The 24,122-nt window shown below is 62.2% G+C and carries 16 protein-coding genes; 9 read left to right on the forward strand and 7 right to left on the reverse strand.

Translation table 11 applies throughout. The features are described 5' to 3' along the window. Positions 1-61 precede the first annotated feature (61 nt). The gene (locus tag QB905_RS07065) at positions 62-2,620 is read left to right on the forward strand and encodes a PAS domain S-box protein (RefSeq protein WP_282973944.1); all 2,559 of its coding nucleotides are present in this window, start codon (positions 62-64) and stop codon (positions 2,618-2,620) included. A gap of 15 nt (positions 2,621-2,635) precedes the next feature. On the opposite strand, the gene QB905_RS07070 is transcribed toward QB905_RS07065, so the two are convergent. Continuing rightward, complete coding sequence (locus QB905_RS07070) at positions 2,636-5,590, reverse strand: sugar-binding domain-containing protein (RefSeq protein ID WP_282973946.1); 2,955 nt, start codon at positions 5,588-5,590, stop codon at positions 2,636-2,638. A 258-nt stretch (positions 5,591-5,848) separates the two neighbouring features. On the opposite strand from QB905_RS07070, the gene QB905_RS07075 reads away from it, so the two are divergent. Both QB905_RS07075 and QB905_RS07080 read left to right on the forward strand, forming a co-directional pair. Then, complete coding sequence (locus tag QB905_RS07075; RefSeq protein ID WP_282973947.1) at positions 5,849-6,586, forward strand: SDR family NAD(P)-dependent oxidoreductase; 738 nt, start codon at positions 5,849-5,851, stop codon at positions 6,584-6,586. An 81-nt stretch (positions 6,587-6,667) separates the two neighbouring features. Next, the gene (locus QB905_RS07080) at positions 6,668-7,387 is read left to right on the forward strand and encodes a FadR/GntR family transcriptional regulator (protein WP_282973949.1); all 720 of its coding nucleotides are present in this window, start codon (positions 6,668-6,670) and stop codon (positions 7,385-7,387) included. Between the two features lie 5 nt (positions 7,388-7,392). On the opposite strand, the gene QB905_RS07085 is transcribed toward QB905_RS07080, so the two are convergent. Both QB905_RS07085 and QB905_RS07090 read right to left on the reverse strand, forming a co-directional pair. Continuing rightward, positions 7,393-9,861, reverse strand: coding sequence for a beta-galactosidase (locus QB905_RS07085; RefSeq protein ID WP_282973950.1), 2,469 nt, complete (start codon positions 9,859-9,861; stop codon positions 7,393-7,395). A 7-nt stretch (positions 9,862-9,868) separates the two neighbouring features. Continuing rightward, on the reverse strand, positions 9,869-11,302 hold the full coding sequence (locus tag QB905_RS07090; RefSeq protein WP_282973951.1) for a sugar porter family MFS transporter: 1,434 nt from the start codon (positions 11,300-11,302) through the stop codon (positions 9,869-9,871). A gap of 310 nt (positions 11,303-11,612) precedes the next feature. Here QB905_RS07090 and QB905_RS07095 point away from each other — a divergent pair, with 310 nt between their 5' ends. Next, positions 11,613-13,232, forward strand: coding sequence for an MFS transporter (locus tag QB905_RS07095; protein WP_282973953.1), 1,620 nt, complete (start codon positions 11,613-11,615; stop codon positions 13,230-13,232). On the opposite strand, the gene QB905_RS07100 is transcribed toward QB905_RS07095, so the two are convergent. Then, a complete protein-coding gene (locus QB905_RS07100) occupies positions 13,229-14,209 on the reverse strand; it encodes a cation diffusion facilitator family transporter (RefSeq protein WP_282973955.1) in 981 nt (326 codons plus the stop codon). The two genes, QB905_RS07095 and QB905_RS07100, sit on opposite strands and share 4 nt — an antisense overlap. Positions 14,210-14,342: 133 nt before the next feature. Here QB905_RS07100 and QB905_RS07105 point away from each other — a divergent pair, with 133 nt between their 5' ends. Both QB905_RS07105 and QB905_RS07110 read left to right on the forward strand, forming a co-directional pair. Then, positions 14,343-15,227: an MBL fold metallo-hydrolase gene (locus QB905_RS07105; RefSeq protein ID WP_282973956.1), complete on the forward strand. Its 885-nt coding sequence runs from the start codon at positions 14,343-14,345 to the stop codon at positions 15,225-15,227. Positions 15,228-15,380: 153 nt separating this feature from the next. Further along, the gene (locus QB905_RS07110) at positions 15,381-16,526 is read left to right on the forward strand and encodes a pyridoxal phosphate-dependent aminotransferase (protein WP_282973958.1); all 1,146 of its coding nucleotides are present in this window, start codon (positions 15,381-15,383) and stop codon (positions 16,524-16,526) included. Positions 16,527-16,569: 43 nt separating this feature from the next. On the opposite strand, the gene QB905_RS07115 is transcribed toward QB905_RS07110, so the two are convergent. Continuing rightward, positions 16,570-18,852 (reverse strand): outer membrane beta-barrel family protein, encoded by a 2,283-nt coding sequence (locus QB905_RS07115; protein ID WP_282973959.1) that lies wholly within the window; start codon positions 18,850-18,852, stop codon positions 16,570-16,572. A gap of 452 nt (positions 18,853-19,304) precedes the next feature. On the opposite strand from QB905_RS07115, the gene QB905_RS07120 reads away from it, so the two are divergent. Continuing rightward, positions 19,305-19,925 carry a DUF2939 domain-containing protein gene (locus tag QB905_RS07120; protein WP_282973960.1) on the forward strand — a complete coding sequence of 207 codons (621 nt, stop codon included), beginning with the start codon at positions 19,305-19,307 and terminating at the stop codon, positions 19,923-19,925. A gap of 54 nt (positions 19,926-19,979) precedes the next feature. Here the strand turns inward: QB905_RS07120 and QB905_RS07125 are convergent, their stop codons facing one another. Then, positions 19,980-20,708 (reverse strand): glycine zipper 2TM domain-containing protein, encoded by a 729-nt coding sequence (locus QB905_RS07125; RefSeq protein WP_282973961.1) that lies wholly within the window; start codon positions 20,706-20,708, stop codon positions 19,980-19,982. 182 nt (positions 20,709-20,890) lie between these two features. On the opposite strand from QB905_RS07125, the gene QB905_RS07130 reads away from it, so the two are divergent. Beyond that, on the forward strand, positions 20,891-21,508 hold the full coding sequence (locus tag QB905_RS07130; protein ID WP_282973963.1) for a hypothetical protein: 618 nt from the start codon (positions 20,891-20,893) through the stop codon (positions 21,506-21,508). 54 nt (positions 21,509-21,562) lie between these two features. Then, positions 21,563-23,371 (forward strand): diguanylate cyclase, encoded by a 1,809-nt coding sequence (locus QB905_RS07135; RefSeq protein ID WP_282973965.1) that lies wholly within the window; start codon positions 21,563-21,565, stop codon positions 23,369-23,371. Between the two features lie 128 nt (positions 23,372-23,499). Here QB905_RS07135 and QB905_RS07140 read toward each other — a convergent pair whose 3' ends face one another. Next, a complete protein-coding gene (locus QB905_RS07140) occupies positions 23,500-24,087 on the reverse strand; it encodes an urea carboxylase-associated family protein (protein ID WP_282973966.1) in 588 nt (195 codons plus the stop codon). Positions 24,088-24,122 lie beyond the last annotated feature (35 nt).

Below are 24,122 nucleotides of genomic sequence, written 5' to 3' on the forward strand. Positions count from 1 at the left end.
GTTTTCTTATTTTATTCTGCTTACTGCCTTTGGCGATATGTAGGCAATTCGAGAAGGTGCCGTGCACGAAATCGACGCGAACACCCCACCGGATTCATCACAGCAGGTCGCAGACGCACCTGTGCAGGCCAGCGCCTATCTGGCGGCGATCATCGATTCATCCGACGACGCCATTGTCGGCAAGAATCTCCACAGTGTCATCACCTCATGGAATTCATCGGCGGAACGGATCTTCGGCTATAGCGCTCAGGAAGCCATCGGCCAGCCGATCACCCTGATCATCCCGCCGGAACTGCGCAGCGAAGAAGACGCGATCATCACGAAGATCAGGGCCGGTCAGCGCGTCGAGCATTTCACCACCGACAGGCTGACCAAATCGGGCCAGATCGTCAATGTGTCGATCACCGTATCGCCGATCCGTGACGCGGCGGGGCGAATCATTGGTGCCTCCAAAATCGCACGCGACATGACCGCCCAGAAGCGCGCCGAAGTCCGTCGCATGGCACTGACGCGCCTGACCGACGACATCCGCGACCTGAACGAGGCTGAAGACATCGCCTTCGCCGCCGCCCGGATTCTGGGCGAAACCCTCCAGATCAGCCGCGTCGGTTACGGTCTCATCGACACGGTCAGCGAAACCATCACCATCGAGCGTGACTGGAACGCGCCGGGCATCAAAAGTCTGGCGGGCGTGCTGCACTTTCGTGATTACGGCTCCTATATCGAAGATCTCAAGCGCGGTGAAACCGTCGTGTTCGCCGATGCCGAAAAGGATCCGCGCACCGCACACATGGCGGCGGCGCTCAAAGCGATCAGCGCGCAGTCGGTCATCAATATGCCCCTGACCAATCGCGGGCAGTTCGTGGCCCTGCTCTACCTTAATCATGTTACGGCACGCGACTGGCCCGAAGACGATCTGGCCTTCGTGCGCGAAGCCGCCGAACGCACGCGCATCGCCTCAGACCGCGCGCGCGTCAGCGCCGAATTGCGCCAGAGCGAGTCGCGTCTGCGCGATCTCAATAGCCAGCTCGAGGGTCGGGTGCGCGAAGCCCTGGCCGAGCAGCGGGTTCTGGCCGACATTCTGGAATCGACCGATGCCTACGTGCAGGTGGCCGATAACGCTCTCAACTGGCTGGCGATCAACCGCGCCGCCAGCGAAGAATTCGAACGCATCTATGGCGTCCGCCCGAAGGTGGGCGACAATATGCTGGAAGCGCTGCGCCACATTCCCGAACAGCAGGCGACGGTCGAACAGGTCTGGCGACGCGCCCTGACGGGTGAGGCCTTTACCCTCGTCGCGCAATATGGCGATCCCAGGATCGACCAGCGCTTCTATGAAATGAAGTTCAACCCGCTCTACAATGAAAACGGCCAGCAGGTCGGGGCCTATCAGTTCGTTTTTGATGTCAGCGAACGTATGCGCAGCGAGGCCCGGCTGCGCGAGGCCGAAGACCAGTTGCGTCAGGCGCAAAAAATGGAAGCTGTCGGCCAGTTGACCGGCGGCGTGGCCCACGATTTCAACAATATGCTGGCCGTCGTTTCGGGCTCGCTGGAACTGCTCGACCGCCGCACCACCATCGGCGATCCGCGCGCCAAGAGCCTGATTTCCTCGGCGCTGGAGGCGGCGCGCCGCGCCGGCAGCCTGACCCAGCGCCTGCTGGCCTTTTCGCGCCAGCAGCCACTGAAGCCCGATGTGACCGACGCCAACAGGCTGGTGGCTGGCATGTCGGATCTGTTTCGTCATTCGCTCGGTGCCGACATCCAGCTTGAAACCGTGCTGGCTGGCGGCCTGTGGCGGCTGCATGTCGATCAGAATCAGCTTGAAAACGTTCTGCTCAATCTCGCCGTCAATGCACGCGACGCCATGCCGGGCGGCGGACGCCTGACCATCGAAACGCAAAACGCCCATCTCGACCAGCGCTATACGGCCAGAGAGGTCGGCCTCGCGCCGGGGCAATATGTGATGATCGCCATCACCGATACAGGTTCGGGCATGACTCCCGACGTCATCGCCAAGGCGTTCGATCCGTTTTTCACGACCAAGGAGGTGGGCAAGGGCACGGGCCTCGGCCTCAGCCAGGTCTATGGCTTTGTCAAACAGTCAGGCGGTCACATCAAGATCTATTCCGAGTCCGCTCAGGGCACGACCATCAAAATCTACCTGCCGCGCCACACCGGCGACCCACTGGACACGCCCGATGACGAGGATACGCACAGCCTGCCCGCAGCCGAGGGCCGTGAACTGATCCTTGTTGTCGATGATGAAGATCTGGTGCGGCAGTTTTCCACCGCCGCCCTGAGCGATCTCGGCTATCGCGTACTCGAAGCCAACAATGCGCGTACCGCCCTGACCCTGCTGAAGGACAGGCCGGACATCGACCTTTTGTTCACCGACATCGTCATGCCGGACATGAATGGCCGTAAGCTGGTTGATCTGGCGCACGAACATCGCCCCGGCCTGCCCGTTATCTACACCACCGGCTATACGCGCAACGCCATCGTCCATAATGGCGTGCTCGATGCAGGCGTCGAACTGATCGGCAAGCCCTTCACCCTGGAAGAACTGGCAACCCGGGTCAGGAACGTCCTTGACCGGGCGGCGCTTGACCGTCAGGGCTGAAAGGCCTGCCTTGCCCTATTGCGTCCTGATCTGGCCGGGATCCACAATATCACTGGTGGCGGGCGGCGTGGTGACCGTGACCGGTGCCACATAGCGCGTCGCCAGCCAGCCATCGAGCGCGTCAGGCGCAATCGCGGTCTGCGGCTGGAAGGCCTCCGACGCCATATAGTCGAACAGGGAACGCCTCAGCGACGGCGCACCGGCATGGCCGGACAGGCCCGCTTCGCTGAGGTCGAACGATGTCGCCATCAGCCTGCCCTGCCCCACCCGGCATTCAAACAGCATGGCCAGACGCAGATTGCGGTTCCAGTCGTCGATCGGCTGCACCACAGGCGTCAGGTCACGCGGCAGGGCCTCGACATTCATCGCTGTGGTTCTGGCCAGCAGGTCGCTCCATTGCCAGTCGCAATGCGCCTCGGTCGGGAAACCGCGCAGCGCCGCATGATCGGCGTCATTAAGCAGGCCCAGCATCCAGGTGCGCCTGGGGTTCATCAGGCGGTTCCAGAACACCGGCACCGTCGTCAGGGCCAGATCGGGCACCGGCTGATCGGGTGCCCCCGACAGGAACAGGACGCGCCCGCCCGCCGCCAGAGCCGCCTTCGCCGCATCCCACGACGCGGTGACGGTCACGCCCTCCGGCACGGACGCCTTCACCTCTGCCGGATAGAGCCAGAACGGCCAGCTATTGCCAAACGCCGTGCCTTGCAGCGCCACCTCCAGCCGGTAGGCCGCCGGGGCGGGCAGATGGGCAAGCGCCATCGTCACCGTGCCGAGCGCCAGATTCTTGCCGCGCGGCACATCGCGCACCGGCAGGACGCCCGACGCCACGGCCTTGCCCGCTGCATCCGTGATGCGCCAGACGGGCGCGATGCCTTGAAGCGGCGCGGGGCCATAATGGGCCAGCTCGATGTCGGCGCTTAAGGTCTGGTCGCTGGTGAACACCCGGTCTTTCAGCCGCGCCAGCGGCACGGTGGCGCCGTTATACTGGCGGAACGCTTCGGGCGTCACATAGCCTTTTTCTTCCCAGAAGGCGTCGAGCATGCCGATCAGCGCCCCGCCCTGCCCCAGATAGTCGTGCAGGTCGAGCAGTTCATAACCCGAATAGGAGGGCGTGCGCAGATTGGCCTCGATCTCCTCCTTGTAACAGGCGACCTGAAACCGGCCAGATGCCTGCGCCAGCGCCTTGTTGCGCGGCAAAAGCCCATGTTCCTCGGCGGAATCGCGCATGATGATATAGTTGCCAGGGTGCATATAGGGTTCTTTGCCCGAACCGATGCCATCGGCGAAGGCGGCGTAATCCCCTTTGCCGGAAAACTTGTCGATGACGGAAAAATCGGGATAGGCGCACCATTGCCCGACCTCGTGGCCGATGCAGGGAAGGCTTGCGCCCTGCCGCACCTTGCGCAAACTCTCTTCGTAATCGGAACCGAACCAGCCTCTGGGACCGCGCGCCAGCCCGCCGGTAATGAGATAGTCGGCGGCGAACGGCGTGCCCGGCCCGCCCGGCGGCGGCGCCCAACGGCCCGTCCCGTCCGTATAGAGGCGGCGCGGATCGGCTTCGCGCCACGCCCTGTCCCAACCCGGAAGCTGTTCGGCGTAATGGCCGGCGGGCTCATTACTTGCGGCCAGCATGATCAGCGACGGGTGATTGCCATAGGCTTTCAGCAGACGCTGCGTCTCATCGTTCAGCACGGCCAGCATCTTGCCATCGGGATCGAAGCTGTTCCACATGCCGCATTCGGGCTGGAGGTAGAAACCGGCCTCGTCGGCAGCGATGAAGGCGGCTTCGGGCGGGCACCACGAATGGAAGCGGATGCCGTTCAGCCCCCAGTTTTTGCAGATGGCGATGATGCGCGCCCATGTCGCCACATCGGTGGCCGGATAGCCGGTCAGCGGGAAACCGCCGCCATCATGGGTGGCGCGAAAATTCAAAAGCTCGCCATTCAGGCGGATATATTGGCCGTCAGCCCTGATCTCGCGCATCCCGAAGCGCACGTCGCGGCGGTCGTCGGCCTGCGGCCCCGTCAGGATCACGCTTAAGCTTTGCAGCACAGGCGTGAATTCCGACCAGGCCTGCGCGTCCGGCATGGGCACATCCAGCACGGCCTCGGCGCCATCCTTCGTCCAGTTGACCGGCACGGACACCGCGCCCGCCTTCAGCACGCCCTTGCCCGGCTTGCCAGTCAGATTGCCAAGGCGCACGCGCACCCGCGCCGATTTCGCGGCCAGATCGGGGAAAACCTGCACATCGTCGATCCATACCGGCGTGGTGGCGGCCAGTTCGATCCGCCCGACAATGCCGTTCCAGGTCGCGCCTTCAGCGTCCGACACCGAATGGCCGTCCGGGCGGTAGGGCGGGTCCTGCATCCGGTTGTCGATGCGGATCGACAGGCGGTGCTTTCCGGGTGTCAGCAGGCCGAGATCGACATCGTGCGGCGCGACCAGCGAACGATTGCTGCCCGCCAGCCGGTCGTCGATATAGACATCGGTGCGCCAGCGCGTGCGCTCAAGGCCCAGCGTAACGCGCTTGCCCGCCCACGCCGCCGGAATATCTATGTCGCGCTGATACCAGGCGACGCCAAGATAGTGACGCACCGGCTGCGACAGATAGGGCACTTCGACATGGCTGGGCTGTGTATAGGCCTTATATTGCGGCAGCAGATACCAGCGCATGTCGCGCGGCAGGGCGGCCACGAACTGGGTTTCGGCGGTGATCTCATCGCCATAGCCCTGCGTTTGCAGAATACCGGGCAGTTGAATATCGGCCTCGCCCGTCAGATGACGCCCAAACCAGCCCGACGTTACGCCTTTATCGTCGCGGTCAAGCGCGAACCGCCATGTCCCGGCCAGCGATAAGGCCCCTTCGCTGACGGGCTGGGCCGGAACCGAACGGGCATAGAGGGCCAGCGTAGCGGCGGCAGCGCCGCCCGCAGCCAGAAAGGCGCGGCGGTTCAAGGGGGCTTGGGTCATGTGTGGCCTTCCTGTTTTTCAACTTTGCAATATATATTATATATTGACGCTGTTGTTTTCAATCCTATAACGGGCTTATACCAAGCTGCGATGCTTTGACTCATCGCAGCTTGGCAAGCGCGACTGCGCGTCGCCGCGGATGCGGCGAGCCATGCGGCGCTTGAGCTGCAAAAAAATGCGAATACCAACTTGCACCCAAATAGGTTCTGGGCTGCGCAAGTTGGTATTAGCTGCGGGTTTACGAGCATAGGGTGGATCATGCGCTTCAAGGACAAGGTCATCATCATCACCGGCGGACTGGGCGGCATCGGTCTGGCCTGCGCCCGGCAATTTGCCTGTGAAGGCGCAAACCTCATGCTCGTCGAACCCAAGGCCGCCCCTGACAATCCGGCCATCGACGATCTGCAAAGCCTGGGCGCGCCCGCCGTGGTGATGGCCGCGTGCGATGTGTCGGTCGAGGCCGAGGTGGTGGCGGCCTGCGCCACGGCCCTGCACCGCTTTGGCCGCCTCGACGTGGTGGTCAATGTAGCCGGGGCCATGATCTATAAGCCGATCATCGACCTGACCGGCGCGGACTGGCAGCATTATCTGGGCGTCAATCTGATGGGGGCTGTCCATTTCACGCGCGAAGCCTTCCGCCACATGAAGGCGGGCGGCGCCATCGTCAATGTGTCGAGCATCCACGCCTTTCAAACCTCGGCCAATGTCGCCCCCTATGCGGCGGCCAAGGCGGCGCTCACTTCGCTGACCCGCACTGCCGCCATCGAAGGCAAGCCGCTGGGCATCCGCGCCAATGCCGTCCTGCCCGGCGCGATTGATACGCCCATGCTGTGGGCCAGCCCCAATATCCAATCGGGCGCAGAAGTGCTTTTGCCCGAAGATGTCGGCCAGCCTGAAAACATCGCCGCCGCCGTCGCCTTTCTGGCCAGCCCGGAGGCGGCCTTCATCACCGGATCGAGTCTGGTGGCCGATGGCGGGCGTCTGGCCAAGCTCTGATGATGGTCGTCTGTTGTATTGCCGCCATATCGTGATAATCAGGCGGACATGACCTCTCATGGTCAAACCGGAGCCGGGAATATGCGTGGACGGAGCGAACCGGCCAATATTACGGAAACCATCGTCCACGACCTCGGCGTCGCCATCGTCACCGGGCGCTTCAATGACGGGCCCTTCCCCAAGGAAAGCGAGTTGTCGCAAACCTATGGCGCGGCGCGCACCGTGACGCGCGAAGCCGTGAAGATGCTGACCTCGAAGGGGCTCCTGACCTCAAGACGGCGGCGCGGCATCGTCATCAATGACGAAGGCAAATGGAACCTGCTCGATCCCGATGTGCTGCGCTGGCTTCTGGGCCGCGATTTCTCACTGTCGCTGCTGATCGAATTTACCGAAATCCGCCTGAGCATCGAACCGGGGGCGGCAGCCCTGGCCGCGAAACGCGCCACCCATGACGAACGGGCCGGAATCGCCGCCGCCATCGACCGCATGTTCGCCGCCGATCAGAGCCTCGACGACCCGCTGGAGGCCGACATCGCCTTTCACGCCGCCGTTCTCGACGCCAGCGGCAACCGTTTTTACCGCCAGCACCGCGAAATGATCGCCACGGCCCTGCGTTTCAGCATCCGCAAGACCAATGACCTGAAGGGTGTGCGCTTCGCCAGCGCCCTCGACCACAAGCGCGTCGCCGACGCCATTCTGGCCGGCAACCCGTCCGCCGCCGAAACGCAGATGCGCCAGTTGATTCAGGGCGCACTCGACCTGATGGAGCGCGTTCAGCGCGACGAACAGGGCCGGGTTTAAAACCGCTACCGCGTGGGCGGCGTCAGCACCAACTGGTATTCCGGCACCAGATCGACGCCTTTCAGCTCGGCCAGTTGCGGCTGACCTTTGAAATCAGGCGCATAACGGGCGTCGATATAGATGGGCGCGTCCGCCCGCAGCGGCATGACGGTCAGGGTCAGCGGGGCTTTCAACAGATCGGGAAAACGCTTCAGCCCCACCACCCAGTCCGGCCCCGACCAGAAATCGTCGTCGAGCAGCGCGCCCTTGCCAAACAGGCGGCCAATATCGCCGCGATAACGGATGTGCATATAGAGGTTGCTCAGTCCGTCTAGCGCATGGGGCGGCACGGAAATCTGCCACGCCGCCGCCACGCCGAACTGTTCGGGATAGGGCTGGAGCGCGGCATGTGCGCGTCCGCCGATCATGACGGGCGGCGCCTTACCCGCCGGACGCAATGGCTGCACCGAAGCCGTCAGGCTGACCGCTTTGGCCTGCGCGCGCCAGGTCTGGAACAGCCCCGATGTGCCCCCCGACGTGCCCGATGTGAGCGGCAGGCTGGCCGCAGGCTTCCCCGCCAAAGCCGGAAAGACCTGCACGTCGAAATCGCTCTTGCCCTCGGAACGCAGGGTGAGGTCGCCATGATCGCCAACGAAGACGGTAGCCGGGGTCAGCACCAGCCGCCGCCTTCCGGCGAAATCGACGACGCTGGCGGATTGCGCATCGGCGGCGGACAGCACGATGACCGACACGTCATGGCCATTGGCACGCAGGCGCAGCGCCTCTCCCCTGCCCGGTCGGATGGCACTGACGATCAGCCGCCCGTCATGGTGCGACACATGGCCGGAAGCGGTTTTCAGCGCTACGCCTTCGTCAAAGGCAAATTCCGGTGCGATCCCGTCACTGGCGGCAAAGACGTAGGTGGCGTGGCCCGCCCCATCCACGATCCGGGTCAGTGGCTGGGCCGTCGCCCAGTCGAGCCGGATACCGTCGAGGTCGAAACGGAAGGGCCAGATAAAATAGTCCCCGTCGGCCACCTTTACCGGCCTGTATGGAAATTGCAGCCGCCCGTCCGGCAGATCAATGTCGAAACGCACATCGGTGTGCGCGGCCATCGCATACTGGCGCAGATAATTACCCACGAAGATAAAGCCGCTGTCGCCCAGCGAGCGGACATCCCAGCGCAGGGTGTTCAGGTCGTCCTTGCCCTGCGGCAGCTCTGAGGGGGCATGAACCGCCATCGGGGCCAGCCGGTCGCCGAAGCTGTTGAGGAACAGGTTGAAAGGGCGGATGGCGGCCAGAACGGGGTGGGCCTGACCATATTCACCGAACGGGGCCTGAAAATCATAATTGATGATCGGCACATCGTTAAAGCCGCCGATCAGGGCGTTTTCTTCAAAGGTGGTGTCGCCCGCCGGATTGCGCCCGCCATGATACATGTAATAGCCGTAGAGATTGACGCCCGAACCGAGCTGCACCGGCACCATAGCGGCAATATCATCTGCGGTGACCAGGGTGCGGCGACGGTACATGATCGGCAGGCCACCCGCATATTCCGCACCGAGAAACGGCGTCGTCTGCATATCGGTCATGGCCGTGCCCTTGCCCGTCGCCACGGTCTGCGCGCCGGTTTCGCCCGCCACGCGGCTGGAAAAGCGGAAACTATAGACTTCGCTGGGCGGGGATTGCGTCTGGCCCGTGCCCCACGGCGCATCGGGATAGCCGCCAAAGACGGGCACAACCTCGCCGCTGGGATAGATGGCATTGTTCCAGCCCGTCACCGTATAGAGCGGCACGTCGAAGCCGATCCGGCGCGCCATGTCTTTCAGGGCAGCGATATGATCGGCGCCGCGTCCCGGCCCGCCCTGATTATATTCGTTTTCAAGCTGGATGGCGATGACCGGCCCGCCGTCCTTAAACAACAGCCCCTTCGCCTGATCATAGACGTGCTGCCAGTAGCGCTCAACGAACCCCATATAGACGGGGTCGTTCTGCCGCGTCGGGGTCTGGGCGACCAGCCAGTCGGGCAGGCCGCCATAGCGCACCTCGCCATGCGCCCACGGGCCGAGACGCAAAACCACCTTCATATCGTTGCGGGCGCACAGTTGCAGGAAACGGCGCAGGTCGCGGTCACCGGAAAAGTCGAACACGCCCGGCTTTTCCTCGTGATACTGCCAGACGACATAGGTCGAGATAATATCGACGCCCGACGCCTTCATCTTGCGGATTTCGACATCCCATTCATCGGCGGGCACGCGGGCATAGTGGAACTCACCCATCACCGGCAGCCACGGCTGGCCGTTGCGGGTCAGGTAGCGGTTATTGATGCCGATGGTTGAGCCATCCGGTGCTTGCGATGCCCCCATGTGCAACTGGCTGCTGACCGGCGCGGCGGGCTGAGCGCGCGCATCGGCATGAACGGTTTCGGCCATGACCGGCATGGGCGACAGCAAGGCCAGCACAAGGCCGATCCACAGGACTTTCAGAGACATCATGACCGCCCTATTTGCGCCGGGTGAGCTGGGCTTCGATCTCTTCCAGCGACCGGCCGCGCGTTTCCGGCACGGTCAGGGCGATGAAGATGACGCCGGCGAGGCAAAAGACGCCATAACACCAGAATGTGCCCGCCGCGCCCAGTTGGCGGTTGAGGATCGGGAAAGTGTAGGTGACGGCGAAACAGGCGATCCACAGGGCCGATACAGCCACCGACATGGCCAGTCCGCGGATACGGTTGGGGAAGATTTCCGACAGCAGCACCCAGGTGACCGGGGCCAGCGACATGGCGTAGGCGGCGATGACGGCCAGGGTCAGGGCCAGCACGACCGGGCCGGTAATGCCGAAATAGAAGGCCGCGCCCAGCAGGCCGTGCAGCACGGTGAGCGCCCCCGCCCCCCACAGCATCAGGGTGCGCCGCCCCAGCCGGTCCACCGTCGCCGTGGCCACCAGCGTAAAGACCAGATTGATCGCGCCGGTGATGACGATATTGAACATCACCCCGCTCAGATCATAGCCCGCGCCGCGATAGATTTCCTCGGCATAGTTGAAAATGACATTGGTGCCGCTCCATTGCTGAAGCACGGCCAGACCGATGCCGATCAGCACCAGTCCCATGATTGCCGGACGGAACAGTTCGCTGACCGCGCCGCGCTCGCGGCTTTCGCGGCTTAAACCCGACTCGACCGCCCGCACCTCGTCCTCGGCATAGGCGTCGCCGCCGATACGGCGCAGGATATGCAGGGCCTTGTCACGCGCGCCGCTCTTGATCAGCCAGCGCGGGCTTTCCGGCACCAGAAAGGCACAGACGAAAAAGACCAGAGACGGCACGGCCACGGCGGTGAACATCCAGCGCCAGCCGAACTGGCCCTGCCAGGAGGCGCGAATGGCGTCGGCGGACAGGCCATTGGCGATATGACCGGCGATCAGCAGGTTGACGATCTGGGCGGCCAGTATGCCGATCACGATGGTGAGCTGGTTCAGTGTCACCAGCCGGCCCCGCCAGCGCGCCGGAGCCACTTCGGCGATATAGGTAGGCGACACATTGGACGCGATGCCGATGGCCACCCCGCCCAGTATGCGCCACGCCACGAAGGTGTTGAACTGATGCGACCAGCCTGTGGCCACTGACGATACGCCGAACAGTAGCGCGGCCGCGATCAGCAGTTTCTTGCGGCCAAAACGATCACTGACCGCGCCCGACAGGATCGAGCCAAGAAGGCAGCCCAGCAGGGCGCAGCTATTGGCCCAGCCGATCTGTTCTTCCGAGGTCAGGTGGAAATAGGGTTCGTAAAATGGCTTGGCCCCGCCGATTACCACCCAGTCATAGCCGAACAAAAGACCGCCCAGCGCCGCGACCGCCGAAATCATCCAGATATAGCCGAGATTGAACCGGTCATGGGCCGATACCGCCCCATCGCCGCCTTCTGAAAAACTATGCATATCCTGATGTCCCTGATGCGTGCCGTATCGACTTCTTGGCCGCAATTAGGGTGTATCACATGGCTTTCGTCAAGATATATATTACATATATCGGTCTTTCGTGGGCATGAAAGCCCATGTGCAGCGTGCATAGGGCTTCTTAATGTGTGATGCTTTCATCCCCTAACTTTCAGGAAACGTACACGAATATAATGTTGCCAATGTAGCAACATTATATTCACAGTGAAAAATAGCAATAGATTGTATTTTAAGCTTTATTTATTTAAAATTTCACCTAAGCCTTCGCTTATAAGTTTCCGGGGGCCGGGTCATGGATGCAAGAGTCTTTTTTGAACGCCGTGGCGTTTGGGCCTTCGGGCTTGGCTGCGTAGCCGTTACCGTCGGCGTTTTGCTGCATCTGCCAATGTTCTGGATGGGCCGCATGAACGGTTTCCATCTGGCAGGTATGCCGATGGATCCCGGCATGATTTTCGGCATGTTTCTGATCGTGGCCGGTATAGGCGTGGCCGCCTATGGTTTGCTGCCGCGTGGCATCACCCGGCAGGTGGTGGCGGCGAAGCGTATCTCCGTTCATGCGCCGGAAGACGCGCCTCTGGGTGGTGCACACTGGCTGCTGATGGCCGTGCTGGTAGTGGCTCTGACGATCGATGTGATGAAGCCCGCAGCGCTCGGCTTCGTCATGCCGGGCATGGTGGCCGAATATGGCGTGCCCAAGGCCCATGCCGCGCTGGTGCCATTTTTTGCCCTGATCGGCACGGTCTGCGGCTCGGTTTTGTGGGGCATTATCGCCGACATCTATGGCCGCAAGGCGTCGATTCTTCTGTCAGCGGTCGTCTTTGTCGGCACCTCGATCTGCGGTGCCATGCCGTCGCTCGAATGGAATATGGCCATGTGCTTCCTGATGGGGCTGGGCGCGGGCGGCATGTTGCCGGTCACCTATGCCCTGCTGGCCGAAACCATGCCGTCAAAGCATCGCGGCTGGGCGCTGGTCCTGGTGGGCGGATTAGGTGCCGTGGGCGGCTATTTCGCGGCGTCGGGCTTTTCGTGGTGGCTGGTGCCGCACTGGAGCTGGCGCATCCTGTGGCTGCTCAACCTGCCGACTGGCCTGCTGCTGATCTGCATGGGCGGACTGATCCCCGAATCGGCCAAGTTTTTGCTGGCGCGCGGCCGCGATGATGAGGCGCATAAGGTGATGGCGCGCTTCGGCACGATCAGCCACCAACTGGCCGAGGACGAAGAGGACGAAACCGAGGTTATATCTCACGGTCATGGCGGCCACGGTCATGCTCAAGACGGCCTGAAAACCCTGTGGACGCCCGCCATGATCGGCAAGACCGCCGCCCTGATCATTGCCGCCCTGGCCTGGGGGCTGATCAATTTCGGCCTGCTTTTGTGGATGCCAAATGATCTCGTCTCCAAAGGCTATTCGATGGCCGTATCGTCGAAGCTGCTGGCGGAATCGGCGCTGATCGCCTTCCCCACCGTCTTTGCCTGCACCTGGCTTTACAGCCGATGGAGCACCAAATGGGCCCTGACATCGATGATCGCGGTGACCCTGGCGGGCCTGATCGGCGTCTGGGCGCTGGAAGCGCATCTGTTGCCCAGCCCCGTCCTGCCCGTGGCCCTGCTGATCATCGGCTCCAATGGCATGATCGCCATTCTTTTGCCCTATGCTTCGGAATCGTATCCGATGAAGATCCGTGGCCGCGCCACCGGCTGGGTGGCTGCCTGCACCAAGGGCGGCGGCGTACTGGCGCAATCCTTAAGCATCACGGCGCTTGTGCCCGCGCTCGGCATTGTTGCGGCTTTTATTCTGGCGCCAATTGTGCTGACCCTGTTCCTGTTCGTCCGCTTCGGCACCGAAACGCTCGGCCTCGATCTGCGCCATCTCGAAACCCCGCCTGAAAACTCGCCTGAAAGCCCTGTCTAAACCGGCATGTCCGGGCAAGGCGAACACGGCGTTTCACCGTCGCCGATCTCGATCTGCACCGTGGCGTGCTGCACGCCGTGATCATGCGCCAGCCGGTGGGCCAGATCGTGCAGGAAGGCATCACCCGGATGGCCGTCGGGCATGACCAGATGGGCCGACAGGGCGTTTTCGGTCGTGCTCATGCCCCAGACGTGCAGGTCGTGCACCTCGCAGACACCGGGGCGCGACGCCAGCAAGGCGTAGATTTTGGCCAGATCAATGCCCGGCGGCACGGCCTGGAGCGACAGATTGACCGAGTCGCGCAACAGCCCCCAGGTGCCGAGCAGAATCACCGCCGCGATGATCAGGCTGACCACGGGATCGAGCCACGCCCAGCCGGTCAGGAGGATCACCCCGCCCGCCACCACCACGCCCAGCGACACGGCGGCGTCGGCGGCCATATGCAGGAAGGCTCCGCGAATATTGAGGTCGCCCTTCGCGCCGCTCATGAACAGGAGCGCCGTTATGCCATTGACCACAATGCCCGCCCCGGCCACGGCCATGACTGTGACGCCTGCCGCTGCCTGCGGATGGGTCAGGCGCATGATCGCCTCCCAGCCAATGCCGCCCAGCGCCACCAGCAGGAAGACGCCATTGCCGAGCGCCGCCATGATGGTCGCCCCGCGCAGGCCATAGGTATAGCGCGCCGTCGGTTTTTGCTTGGCCAGCAGGGCTGCGCCCCAGGCCATGAAAAGCCCCAGCACATCGGACAGATTATGACCGGCATCGGCCAGCAACGACAGCGAATTGGCGCGCAGGCCGAAAATCACCTCCGCCAGAATGAACAGTGAATTGAGCGCGATGCCGATCAGGAAGGCCGTGCCGAAATCCTTCGGCGCATGATGATGGCCGTGCCCGCCATGCCCATGCCCATGATCATGGTGTTCATGCCCGTGGTGGTCATGTCCATGATGGTCTTGCCCATGATGGTCTTGCATAGCGCTCAACTCCTGCCTTGTCTGTGATTGACAAATCCCACGCATGGGGTCAAATGAATTCGCATCTAAAGCCTTGTTTTTACAGAATTTAGAAACGTTATCTCATAACCGCCGCACCCCATTGAGAGATGTCATGAAACGCCTTGCCCCCGCCCTGCTGGTTCTGTTCGCCGCCGCCGCCTGTCAGGCGCAAAACGCACCCGGCAAGATGGTGCCCGCCGCCGAGGCGCACAGCTTTCAGATCGGCACGCTGCGCCTGACCGCCCTGCACGACGCCGACTTCAATCCGCCCAATGACGGCAAGGTGTTCGGTGTCGATCAGGGGGCGGCGGCGGTGGCGGATGTCTTGCAGGCGCATGGCGCGCCCAAAAGCCCGATCCACCTCAGCGTCGATGCCCTGCTGGTGCAGGATGGCGCGCATCTGGTGCTGATCGATACCGGCCTCGGCCCCAAGGCCAATGGCGCCCTGATGGGCAGTCTGGCCAGGGCCGGGGTTCGTCCTGCCGCCATCACCGATGTGCTGATCACCCACGCCCACCCCGATCATATAGGCGGACTGACCACAGCCGACGGCAAACCGGCCTTCCCGAACGCCACGGTGCGCATGTCGGCCACCGAATGGGCATGGGTGAAAAGCAATCCCGGCATGGCGGCATTCGTGGCCACCATCGGCCCGCAGGTGAAGCCCTTTACGCCTGGCGATATTGTGGCCCCCGGCATCACTGCCATCGCCCTGCCCGGCCACACGCCCGGCCATTGCGGTTATGAGATCGTGTCCGGCAAGGACAGGCTGATCGACATCGGCGATACGGCCCATTCCAGCATCATCTCGCTGGCCGAACCGGACTGGAACATCGCCTTCGACAGCGACAAGGCCGAGGGCCGCGCCACGCGCCGCGCCGAACTGACCAAACTGGCCGCCAGCCACGAAGAGGTGTTCGCGCCGCACTTCCCCTTCCCCGGCATCGGCACCATCTCGGCCAGCGGCGATGGTTTTGTCTGGAACCCGGCGAAGTAGAGCCAGCCTTACTGCATTTCCCCTCCGGCACCTCCTCCGTAAACGGGGAAGGATGACGGTAGTGATTCATTGCTTTTCCGTTTATGGGCAAATGCCAATGACGAGAGAGGGGGCGATTGCCGCCGCCCCCGTCGGTCTGCTACAGCGGCAGGCATGACCGACACAGATCCCGACGCCATCCAGCCCTTCCTGACGATGGAGATCAGCCGCGCCGCCCACGCGATGGCGGCCTCAGGTGCGTCCGTCATCCATATGGAGTTCGGCCAGCCCTCCACCGGCGCGCCCAAAGCGGCCATTGCCGTGGCGCATCGTGTGCTCGACGCCGATCCGATGGGCTATTGGGAAAGTCCGGCGCTGAAAGAGCGCCTGTCGCGTCACTATTGCGAAAACTATGGCCTCAGTATCGCGCCGGAGCGCTTCATCCTGACCTGCGGGGCCTCGCCCGCCCTGGTGCTGGCGCTATCCGCCGCCTTCCGCCCCGGCGCGCGCATCGCTCTGGCGCGACCCGGCTATGTCGCCTATCGCAACAGCTTGCGCGCCCTGGGTCAGGTGCCGGTGGAAATACCGTGCGGCCCGGACAGCCGCTTCCAGTTGACCGCCGAGGCGCTCAGCGCGCTCGATCCGGCCCCCGATGGCGTCATCATCGCCAGCCCGGCCAATCCGACCGGCACGATCCTGCCCACCGCTGAACTGAAAGCCATAGCCGAAATGTGCCAAAGGCGCGGCATACGCCTCGTTTCCGATGAAATCTATCATGGCCTGAGCTATACAGACCCGGCCCATTCCATCCTTGAATACGCACCTGACGCCTTTGTCATCAATGGTTTTTCGAAATATTTCAGCATGGTGGGCTGGCGGCTCGGCTGGCTGGTAGCGCCCGATGACCTGCGCCATCGCGCCCGCGCCCTGATGAGCAATCTCTTCCTGACAGCGCCTTCGCTCAGCCAGCACGCTGGTCTGGCCGCGCTCGATGCCGGTGATGAATTGCGCGGCCATGTCGCAACCTATGCCCGCAATCGCCAGCTTCTGCTCGATGCCCTGCCCGGCATGGGGCTGCGCCGGATCGCCCCGCCCGATGGCGCCTTTTACATCTATGCCAATGTCGGCCATCTGACCGATGACAGCCTCGCCTTCTGCCATAGGATGCTGGCCGACACCGGCGTGGCGGCGGCGACGGGGCGCGATTTCGATCCGGTGGACGGCCATCGCTTTATCCGCTTCAGCTTTGCCGTTTCGACCGAGGAAACCGAAGACGCAATTCGGCGGTTGCACGACTGGTTCGCCCGCCAGCCCTCATGAAAAACGGCCTGAGACGATAGCCTCAGGCCGTTTCGTTAACAGCTTACATCGGGCCACCGGGGCCGCCGGGGCCACCGGGGCCATGACCGCCACCACCGCCCCAGTGGCGTCCGCCCGTCTGGCTCTGATCATTACCCGCGCCACCCAGCATATAGGTCAGGCCGATATAGAAGGTCGGGGCCTGCAACGAACGCGACGACGAACCGAACACGGTGCCATTGTCGGTGATGGTTTTGAACTTGGCGGTACGGAACGGATCATTGACCGTAGCCACCATCGCCACCTTCTGCGTGAAGTTATGACGATAGGACAGATTGCCCATCATAAAGGGCGAGCGATAACCCTGACCGGTCAGGGTCTTGCCGGAGCTGAAATAGCTGAACTGCACGCGATCCGTCTTGGTCACCTGATAATCGAGGCTGACGCGGCCGCGCAGCGAAGTGCCCGATTGCTTGCCCGCCAGCGTGCCTGTATCCAGTTCCTGCTGCGACAGATTGCCATTGAGCATCACGTTCAGCTTGGGCGTCAGCTTGCCTTGCAGGTTGAATTCCAGACCGCTCGACTGGCCGGTGCCGAAATTGCGCTTGGTCGTCAGCAGAACGCCGTCGCTGAGGAAGTAAGAATAGTCGGTAATGCTGTCGGTATTATTCTGATAATAGCCGCGCAACTGATAATTGATCTTCTTGCCGGTATATTCATAGCCCAGCTCGTAGGAATCGGTTTCCTGCGGGCGCAGATTGGGATTGCCCTGGGTCACGTTCTGCGCATCGACATAGACCGTATAGGGATTGAGATCCTGCGGCTGCGGCCTTTGCAGGCGGTGCGAATAGGAGAAGCGGATCTTGCCCGCGTCCGACAGGTCATAGGTGGCGAAGAAGCTGGGGCTCAGCTTGGTATAGGCGATATGGCTGTCCACCCCGGCATCGATGCGGTGGGTGGTGAGATCAAGCGCCTCGGCGCGTACCCCGCCCATCACCGTCCATTTCGTGCCGATCGTCGTTTGATAGGTGACATAGGCGGCACTCAGGGTCTGCTTATAGGCAAAATCGCTCGAAAGCTGGCTGCTGATCGTGGCCGGATCACCGAGCGGATCGGGCCCGGTGGCCACATTGACATAGTGGTTGTCATCATAGGTGATCTGCGCCCCCGTCGTTAAAATGCCATTGGCCCCGACATTGCGCGCGTAATCGACGCTGAACACGCCGTTCTGCGTCTTCGATTTCGACAGCTTGGTATCGACCAGATTGTCGCCATTGGCATAGGCGTTGAGATTGTCCGAACTGGTCTTGCCGTCGGATGAGCTGCCGCGCAGATCGACCTTCAGCGTTTCACCCGGCTGGTCGCCCGTATGGTTCCAGTTGAGGTCGATGCCTGCATCCTCGCGCGGGCCCTTGCCGGTCGAGGTGCGCGTATAGTCGCCCAGGCTGCCCGGCGGCAAGGCCCCCGTCAGGCTGTAATTGGCCACGGAATCGGTATCGAACTGGCGGCGCGCATAGTTGATCTGGGCGCCGACCGAATCGATGTCGCTGATATTGTAATTGATGCCGGCATTGGCCGAGGCGCTGTCGATGGTGTTCTGGCTTTTGCCGGTCTGGCTCTGGCCGCTGACCACATCGCCGGTGGTCGGATCAAGGCGATTCAGCACGGATGAGGTGTTGGAATTGCGATTGTCGTGGCGCACATTGAGCCCGCCCGACAGGGTCATCTTGCCCGAATTGCGCGCAATCGACAATGCGCTGTTATAGCGATCCTGCGAACCGATATTGGCGATCAAAGCGCCCGATGTGCCGGGTTTGCGGTTCTTTTTCATCACCAGATTGATGATGCCGCCCGTGCCGTCCGAGCCGAACTGCGCACCGGGATTGGTCATGACCTCGACCGAATCGATGTCGCCCGACGACAGGGATTGCAAGGTGGCGGCCCGGTTGTCACCCTGCAACATGGCCGAGGGCTTGCCGTCCATCAGCACGGTGACATTGGCATTGCCGCGCAAGGTCACATTGCCATCGGGATCGACATTGACCGACGGCACCTTGTTCAGCGCGTCCGCCGCCGTGCCCGAAGCGGAATCGATATTCTGACTATTGTCATAAACCTGCCGGTCGATGCGGTTCTGCACGGGCGGCTTAGTGCCCACCACCGTCACGGTCGTGATCGGCCCATCACTTTTTTTCTGGTCGTCCCCTTTCTGAGTGTCAGGCGCGGCAGCCGAAGACGCATCGGCTGCTGCGGGCGGGCTCGCTGGCGTCGCGGCGGGTGCATCCTGCGCAAAGGCCGGCACGCCGCCGGCAAGGCCCAGCAGCATCAGGCCGCACAGGCCTGTCATGCTCCTGAGGCGACGGGCGGACGAAGAAACAGTCGAGTGGGTCATACAGTTGAACTCGATAAAAGAGTGCCAAAACAAAAAACCGGGCCGCGCATTTGCAGACCGATGGCTTTACCCGCGCCCTGTGCCATCACAATGCGGCCAAGCTGCGGCCATCAATGACAGAATACGCAACACACCGCAATTTCAGGCTGTGCACGCAGGAAAAGCCACCGGGCCGTTTGCTTCACGACCATGCTGGCAACTTAACGCGCGCCTCAGGCCATTCCGTCGCGGCATTTGCAAATCCGCTTTTGTGCGGCGCAAATACCACTCTTATATAGCCGACTTTGCCTGTGCGGACGCCTGTTTCACTGCCCGGCAGCACGGATGGCGCGCCCGACTTTGAAGGCGACAGAAGCGGCCCCGTCTGCTAGAACAGGGTTAACCGATAGGATGCGAGGGGTAGATCCGTGTCGAGACTATTGAGTTTTCTGCTGGTGGTGATCGTGGCGGGGGCGGCGGCGCTGTTCTATTTTGCTCCCACACTGGCTTTTTACGACATCCGCAGCGCCTGCAAGAGCCAGGACATTGGCTCCCTGGCCGAACTGGTCGATTTCGACGCCGTCCGCACCAGTCTGCGCATCCAGTTGGAGGCCGGACGCCAGGGCGTGGCCGCCCCTGCGCCCGATGCGCTTAATGATCCGGTCGGCGCCACCGGCAGCGCGCTGAAAAACGTCGCCGATTCCGTGGGCCGCGCCTTCAGCGACCTTGTCCATCCCGAAACGGCCAAGCCTGCGCCGCCGCCCATCGATCCCAATGCCTATCTGACGCCGCGCGCCCTGCTGGGCCTGACCTATGGCCAGGCTGAGGATGCCGACCGGTTCGATCCCGCCGGTTATGAGGCCAAACCCCCACGCCCGCATGTCGTTTTTTTCTCTCTCGAACACGTCCGGCTGACCGTCAGCGACGAGATACACGGCACCACCACCTTCACCTTCGAGCGCCACGGCCTCACCCACTGGCGGCTGGTGCATATCGGCCTGCCCCTGCCCGGCACGGACAGCGAAACCAGCGGATCACCCGCGGGCTGATCTATGGCTGAAATACGAAAGCGGGCGCTTCGTGGGAAGCGCCCGCTTTAAGCGTCAGTTATTGGGGGAATAGCCGGTATTCTGGTTGTTGTTTTCGACGTGCCAGGTGCCGCGTGAATCACGCCAGCCATAGGTGATATTGCCCGTGTGCCAGACGCCGTTATCGTCCTGCCAGCCAAAGGCGCGCGGCGCGCCGTAGTGCCACTGGCCCCGCGCGTCCTGAAAGCCTTCCTGACGCTGCCCGGGACGCTGATCACCATAGCGGCCGTTATTGTCATATTGGCTGTTATTGTTGCGATTCTGATAGTCGCTGTTGTCATTATAAGGCTGACTATTATAGGGCTGGCTGTGATCGCCATAGCCGCCGCTCGGCGCGGTGGGTGCCGAATTATAGACATGGTCATAATAGCCGGTGGTCGGGCGATCCTTGAAGTACAGAACCTCATAGCCATCGGGCGCGGCGGGCGGCGTATAGTAGCGGCCACTATAGCTGTAATAGGCACCGTTGTAGCACTTGACCGACGACTTGCCGATCTGCGAACCGACCACCCCGCCCAGCACAGCGCCACCGATCGCGCCCAGACCGCGTTCGTGCTTCGACACCTGCGATCCGGCCAGTCCACCGACCACGGCACCAAGCACCGCGCCATTGGTCTTGGCGTCAGACTTGCGTGCGTAACAATAGCCGTCATAGGCCTGGGTGGAATATTGGGCATGGGCCGCCAGCGGCGCGCCCAGGGCCAGAGCAGCCGTGGCGGCCATTAAAATTAGTTTCGAGGACATAGAGCGTCTCCTTCATGTGGCGTTTTCGCGCGTGACCGACAGGATGGGCAAGCGGGTATAAAATAGCAATGCGGGGGTAGTATGGTGCATCCGCCATGAACGCCTGATGAATGCAATATGGCGAAGGCTCGCCATAATTCGGTTACATCAAGGGTGCAGTCTTGACCTGCGGAGGTAGGGCCATGATTGCAACTCATCAGACTTTGGCAGCAAAGCTGGCGGCCATGATCGTGGCAGCGGGCCTGATATCCCTGCCCGCCATAGCTGCTGACGAAGAAGTGGTGTCCACGGCCCGGACGGCACCACCCGCCGTCCTTTCCGGCGATGCGGCGTCGTCGGGCACCACGTCCGCCAATGGCGGGACTGCGGGCAGTGCCTCTTATGTCCCGCTGCAAAAAGCCCCCACCGCGCTGAGCCTTGTGCATGGATCGGCAGGCGTCAGCATCGGCACGGGCGGCTATCGCAGCGCCTATGCCACCGCCGTCATGCCGGTGGGCGACAATGGCATACTGGGTCTGGCCGTCAGCCAGACCGATTACGGCAAAAACAGTGGTTATGGTTATGGGGGCTATGGCTATGGCGATTATGGCTATGGCGGCTATGGGCGCTATGGTTATGGCCGTCGCACAGGCACCTCCACCTCGGCGGCGGTGATGCTCGATCTGAGCCACAACCGCAATTCCGCCACCACGCCCGAAGGCTGCGCGCCCGGTTTCCGCGATGGTGATCGCTATATCGAACCCTTATGGGTCACGCGCCTGCGCGGCTCCGATAGCTGCGAAAGCACTAACGGACACTGAGTCTTTTCTCCGCCACTTAACGGGACGGAAAACATATCTCTGTAAGAGGGAGATATGAAACTCGCCACCATCACCAACTGGGCCTACGGGGCCACCCTTATCCTCACCCTGATGTCGGGCGGCACCATGCTGTTCGCCGCCAACGCCCAGGATAATGAACGGGCCGCCGTCGCCCAGCGTTACCAACTGGACGCCCTGACCGCGCAACTCGACGAAGACATGTACGCCCAGACCGGGCTGGCGCGCCAATATGTGATTACGGGCGCGCCCAATACGCTCATCGTCTATGATCAACAGGCGAAAGCCCTGCAATCGCTGGATGACAGAACCCGCCGCGTCAGGGATGCCGGTGCCAGTTTCAGCGAGTTGGCGGCTCTGAAGGACGCCATGCGCTGGAGCGACACTCTGCACGATGAGCAGATGGCCGCCATCGAAGCCTGGAAGCAGGGCGACCGCGATCGCGCCCGCACCCTTCTGTTCGGCCCGGAATATGAACGCGAGCTTGATCGCGTCAAGAACCAGTTCGAGCAGTTTCAAACCCAGCTCGACCAGCGCACCTCTGCCGAGGTCGATGCCGCCACGCGCATCGCCAAGGTCTGGCGCACGGTGTCCGAACTGACACTCGCCATCACCGCCCTGCTGTTTTTGTGCGTGCTCTATTTCGTGTTCAAACGGCGGGTTCTGCGCCCGGTTATCCGACTAAGCGACGTGATCGCCCGGCTGGCGGTGCAGGACTATGCCGCCGTGCCGCCTTCGCTGGGTCAGGTCGATGAAATCGGTGATATGGCCCAGGCTATCGGCATTTTCCGCGAAAACGGACTCGAACGGCAAAGGCTCGAACGCGAGCGCGACCTGGAATTTTCGATGCGCGACCTGATTGCGCGCATGACGCAGCGTATGCAGGGCTGCGACAGCCGCAAGGATCTGGAAGACGTGATCCAGCGCTTCGTGCCGGAAATTGCCCCCGCCCTCGCCGGTCGCCTCTATCTGATGGACGAAAAACGCGGTGCGATGGTGGAGGCCTGTTCGTGGCAGTCGCCCGTCCATTCGCGCAGCGAGTTTTCCCCGCTTGGCTGCTGGGCCCTGCGTCGCGGGGTTCCACACCGGCCATCGGGCCAGCAGATCGATATTCCGTGCGAACATGTTCAGTCTCAGGATGGCATACCCGTCGATTCAATCTGCCTGCCCCTGACCGCGCAACGCGAAACCCTCGGCCTGCTCTATCTGGAACCGCTGACGGAATCGGCGCTGGACGGCATACCCGAAACCTATCTTGTCATGCTGGCGGAAAATATCGGCCTGGCCTTCAGCAATCTGAAACTGCGCGAAACCCTGCGCGAAATGGCGATGGTCGATCCGCTGACAGGGCTGGCCAACCGGCGCTCGCTGGAAAACCGTCTGGCGGCGGCCGTGGCCGAAGCCGAACGGCTGGACAAGCCGCTGAGCTGCCTGATGGTCGATGTCGATCATTTCAAGCGCTTCAATGACGAGCATGGCCATGACGCCGGTGACGCCGTGCTGCGCGCGGTCGGCGAATCCCTGCTGGGCATTACCCGCGAACACGGCATGGCCTTCCGCTATGGCGGTGAGGAATTTGCCCTGCTGATGCCCGGCCTGACCAGCGCCCAGGCGCAGGAGCGTGCCGAAACCATCCGCCGGAGGATCGCCGCCCTCGCGGTTCGGCACGACAACAAAAATCTCGACGCCATATCGGTATCGCTGGGCCTTGCCACCACGCCCGAGCACGGCCCGCCGAACCGCCTGATCAAGCTGGCCGACGAAGCCCTGATCCGCGCCAAGGCCACCGGTCGCAATCGGGTTGTGGTATCGGATGGCAAGGATCGCAGGGAAAGTGCGGCATAAGCGCATCCCCAAAAGTGGAACCTATCGATGTGCAGGTTGGCATTATGCACTATTTGCAGCTCAAACGCCGCATGGCTCGTCGCATCCGCGACGACGGGCAGTCGCCCTTGGAATAGGACAGCGGCGCGTCAGCCGCCCTCGATCTCATAGTGAATCGGCTTGAAAGCGTAGTTGTTGGATTGCAGGGCCGAACAGGCGGTCAGGGCCACGATCAGATCCATATCGGCCTCGAACAGGATATGATCCCCGGCCTTGCTGAGCGGCGGATCCACCGTCAGAGCGCCGCTTTGCCCGTTGACCTGAACGTTCATGAAGATATTGAAAGCCACCGGAATCTGATCGGGCGTGATGCCGTAAGGCTGCAAGGCGTGCGACAGATTGCCGAAACAGCCCTGATGCGGATGGGTATCGCCATAGATGATGCGGAACGTATCTTTTGAGCACGGCGTCAGCAGGAAATCATGCCGTCCGACCGTATCTTCGACAATGCGCAGCATAATACGACTGCGGTTGGAATAGAGCGGATCGCCCGTCGTCAGAAACAGTTTCGAGGCATAGTCGAGCGTGCGGCCCGATGAAATTACCTCGGCGGTATCATCGGCGTTGAAGGCCAGCATATCGGATACCTGTTCGCCCTGCGGATCGATCACGCGCAGCCTCTGCCCCTTGTTCAAACGAAAGGCCGTCCCGCTGCGCGGCGCGATAATATGGGTCATAAGTCTGTTTTCCGATCAGGGTTTAGAGCATCATG

Origin of the sequence: Asticcacaulis sp. EMRT-3, assembly GCF_030027245.1 — a bacterium.
Taxonomy (GTDB): domain Bacteria; phylum Pseudomonadota; class Alphaproteobacteria; order Caulobacterales; family Caulobacteraceae; genus Asticcacaulis.

Excerpts from the sequence above, each read along its gene's own strand:
- QB905_RS07070 (WP_282973946.1), bottom strand. The coding sequence starts at position 5,590 with ATGACCCAAGCCCCCTTGAACCGCCGCGCCTTTCTGGCTGCGGGCGGC.
- QB905_RS07075 (WP_282973947.1), top strand. The coding sequence starts at position 5,849 with ATGCGCTTCAAGGACAAGGTCATCATCATCACCGGCGGACTGGGCGGC.
- QB905_RS07080 (WP_282973949.1), top strand. The coding sequence starts at position 6,668 with ATGCGTGGACGGAGCGAACCGGCCAATATTACGGAAACCATCGTCCAC.
- QB905_RS07085 (WP_282973950.1), bottom strand. The coding sequence starts at position 9,861 with ATGATGTCTCTGAAAGTCCTGTGGATCGGCCTTGTGCTGGCCTTGCTG.
- QB905_RS07090 (WP_282973951.1), bottom strand. The coding sequence starts at position 11,302 with ATGCATAGTTTTTCAGAAGGCGGCGATGGGGCGGTATCGGCCCATGAC.
- QB905_RS07095 (WP_282973953.1), top strand. The coding sequence starts at position 11,613 with ATGGATGCAAGAGTCTTTTTTGAACGCCGTGGCGTTTGGGCCTTCGGG.
- QB905_RS07100 (WP_282973955.1), bottom strand. The coding sequence starts at position 14,209 with ATGCAAGACCATCATGGGCAAGACCATCATGGACATGACCACCACGGG.
- QB905_RS07105 (WP_282973956.1), top strand. The coding sequence starts at position 14,343 with ATGAAACGCCTTGCCCCCGCCCTGCTGGTTCTGTTCGCCGCCGCCGCC.
- QB905_RS07110 (WP_282973958.1), top strand. The coding sequence starts at position 15,381 with ATGACCGACACAGATCCCGACGCCATCCAGCCCTTCCTGACGATGGAG.
- QB905_RS07115 (WP_282973959.1), bottom strand. The coding sequence starts at position 18,852 with ATGACAGGCCTGTGCGGCCTGATGCTGCTGGGCCTTGCCGGCGGCGTG.
- QB905_RS07125 (WP_282973961.1), bottom strand. The coding sequence starts at position 20,708 with ATGTCCTCGAAACTAATTTTAATGGCCGCCACGGCTGCTCTGGCCCTG.
- QB905_RS07130 (WP_282973963.1), top strand. The coding sequence starts at position 20,891 with ATGATTGCAACTCATCAGACTTTGGCAGCAAAGCTGGCGGCCATGATC.
- QB905_RS07135 (WP_282973965.1), top strand. The coding sequence starts at position 21,563 with ATGAAACTCGCCACCATCACCAACTGGGCCTACGGGGCCACCCTTATC.
- QB905_RS07140 (WP_282973966.1), bottom strand. The coding sequence starts at position 24,087 with ATGACCCATATTATCGCGCCGCGCAGCGGGACGGCCTTTCGTTTGAAC.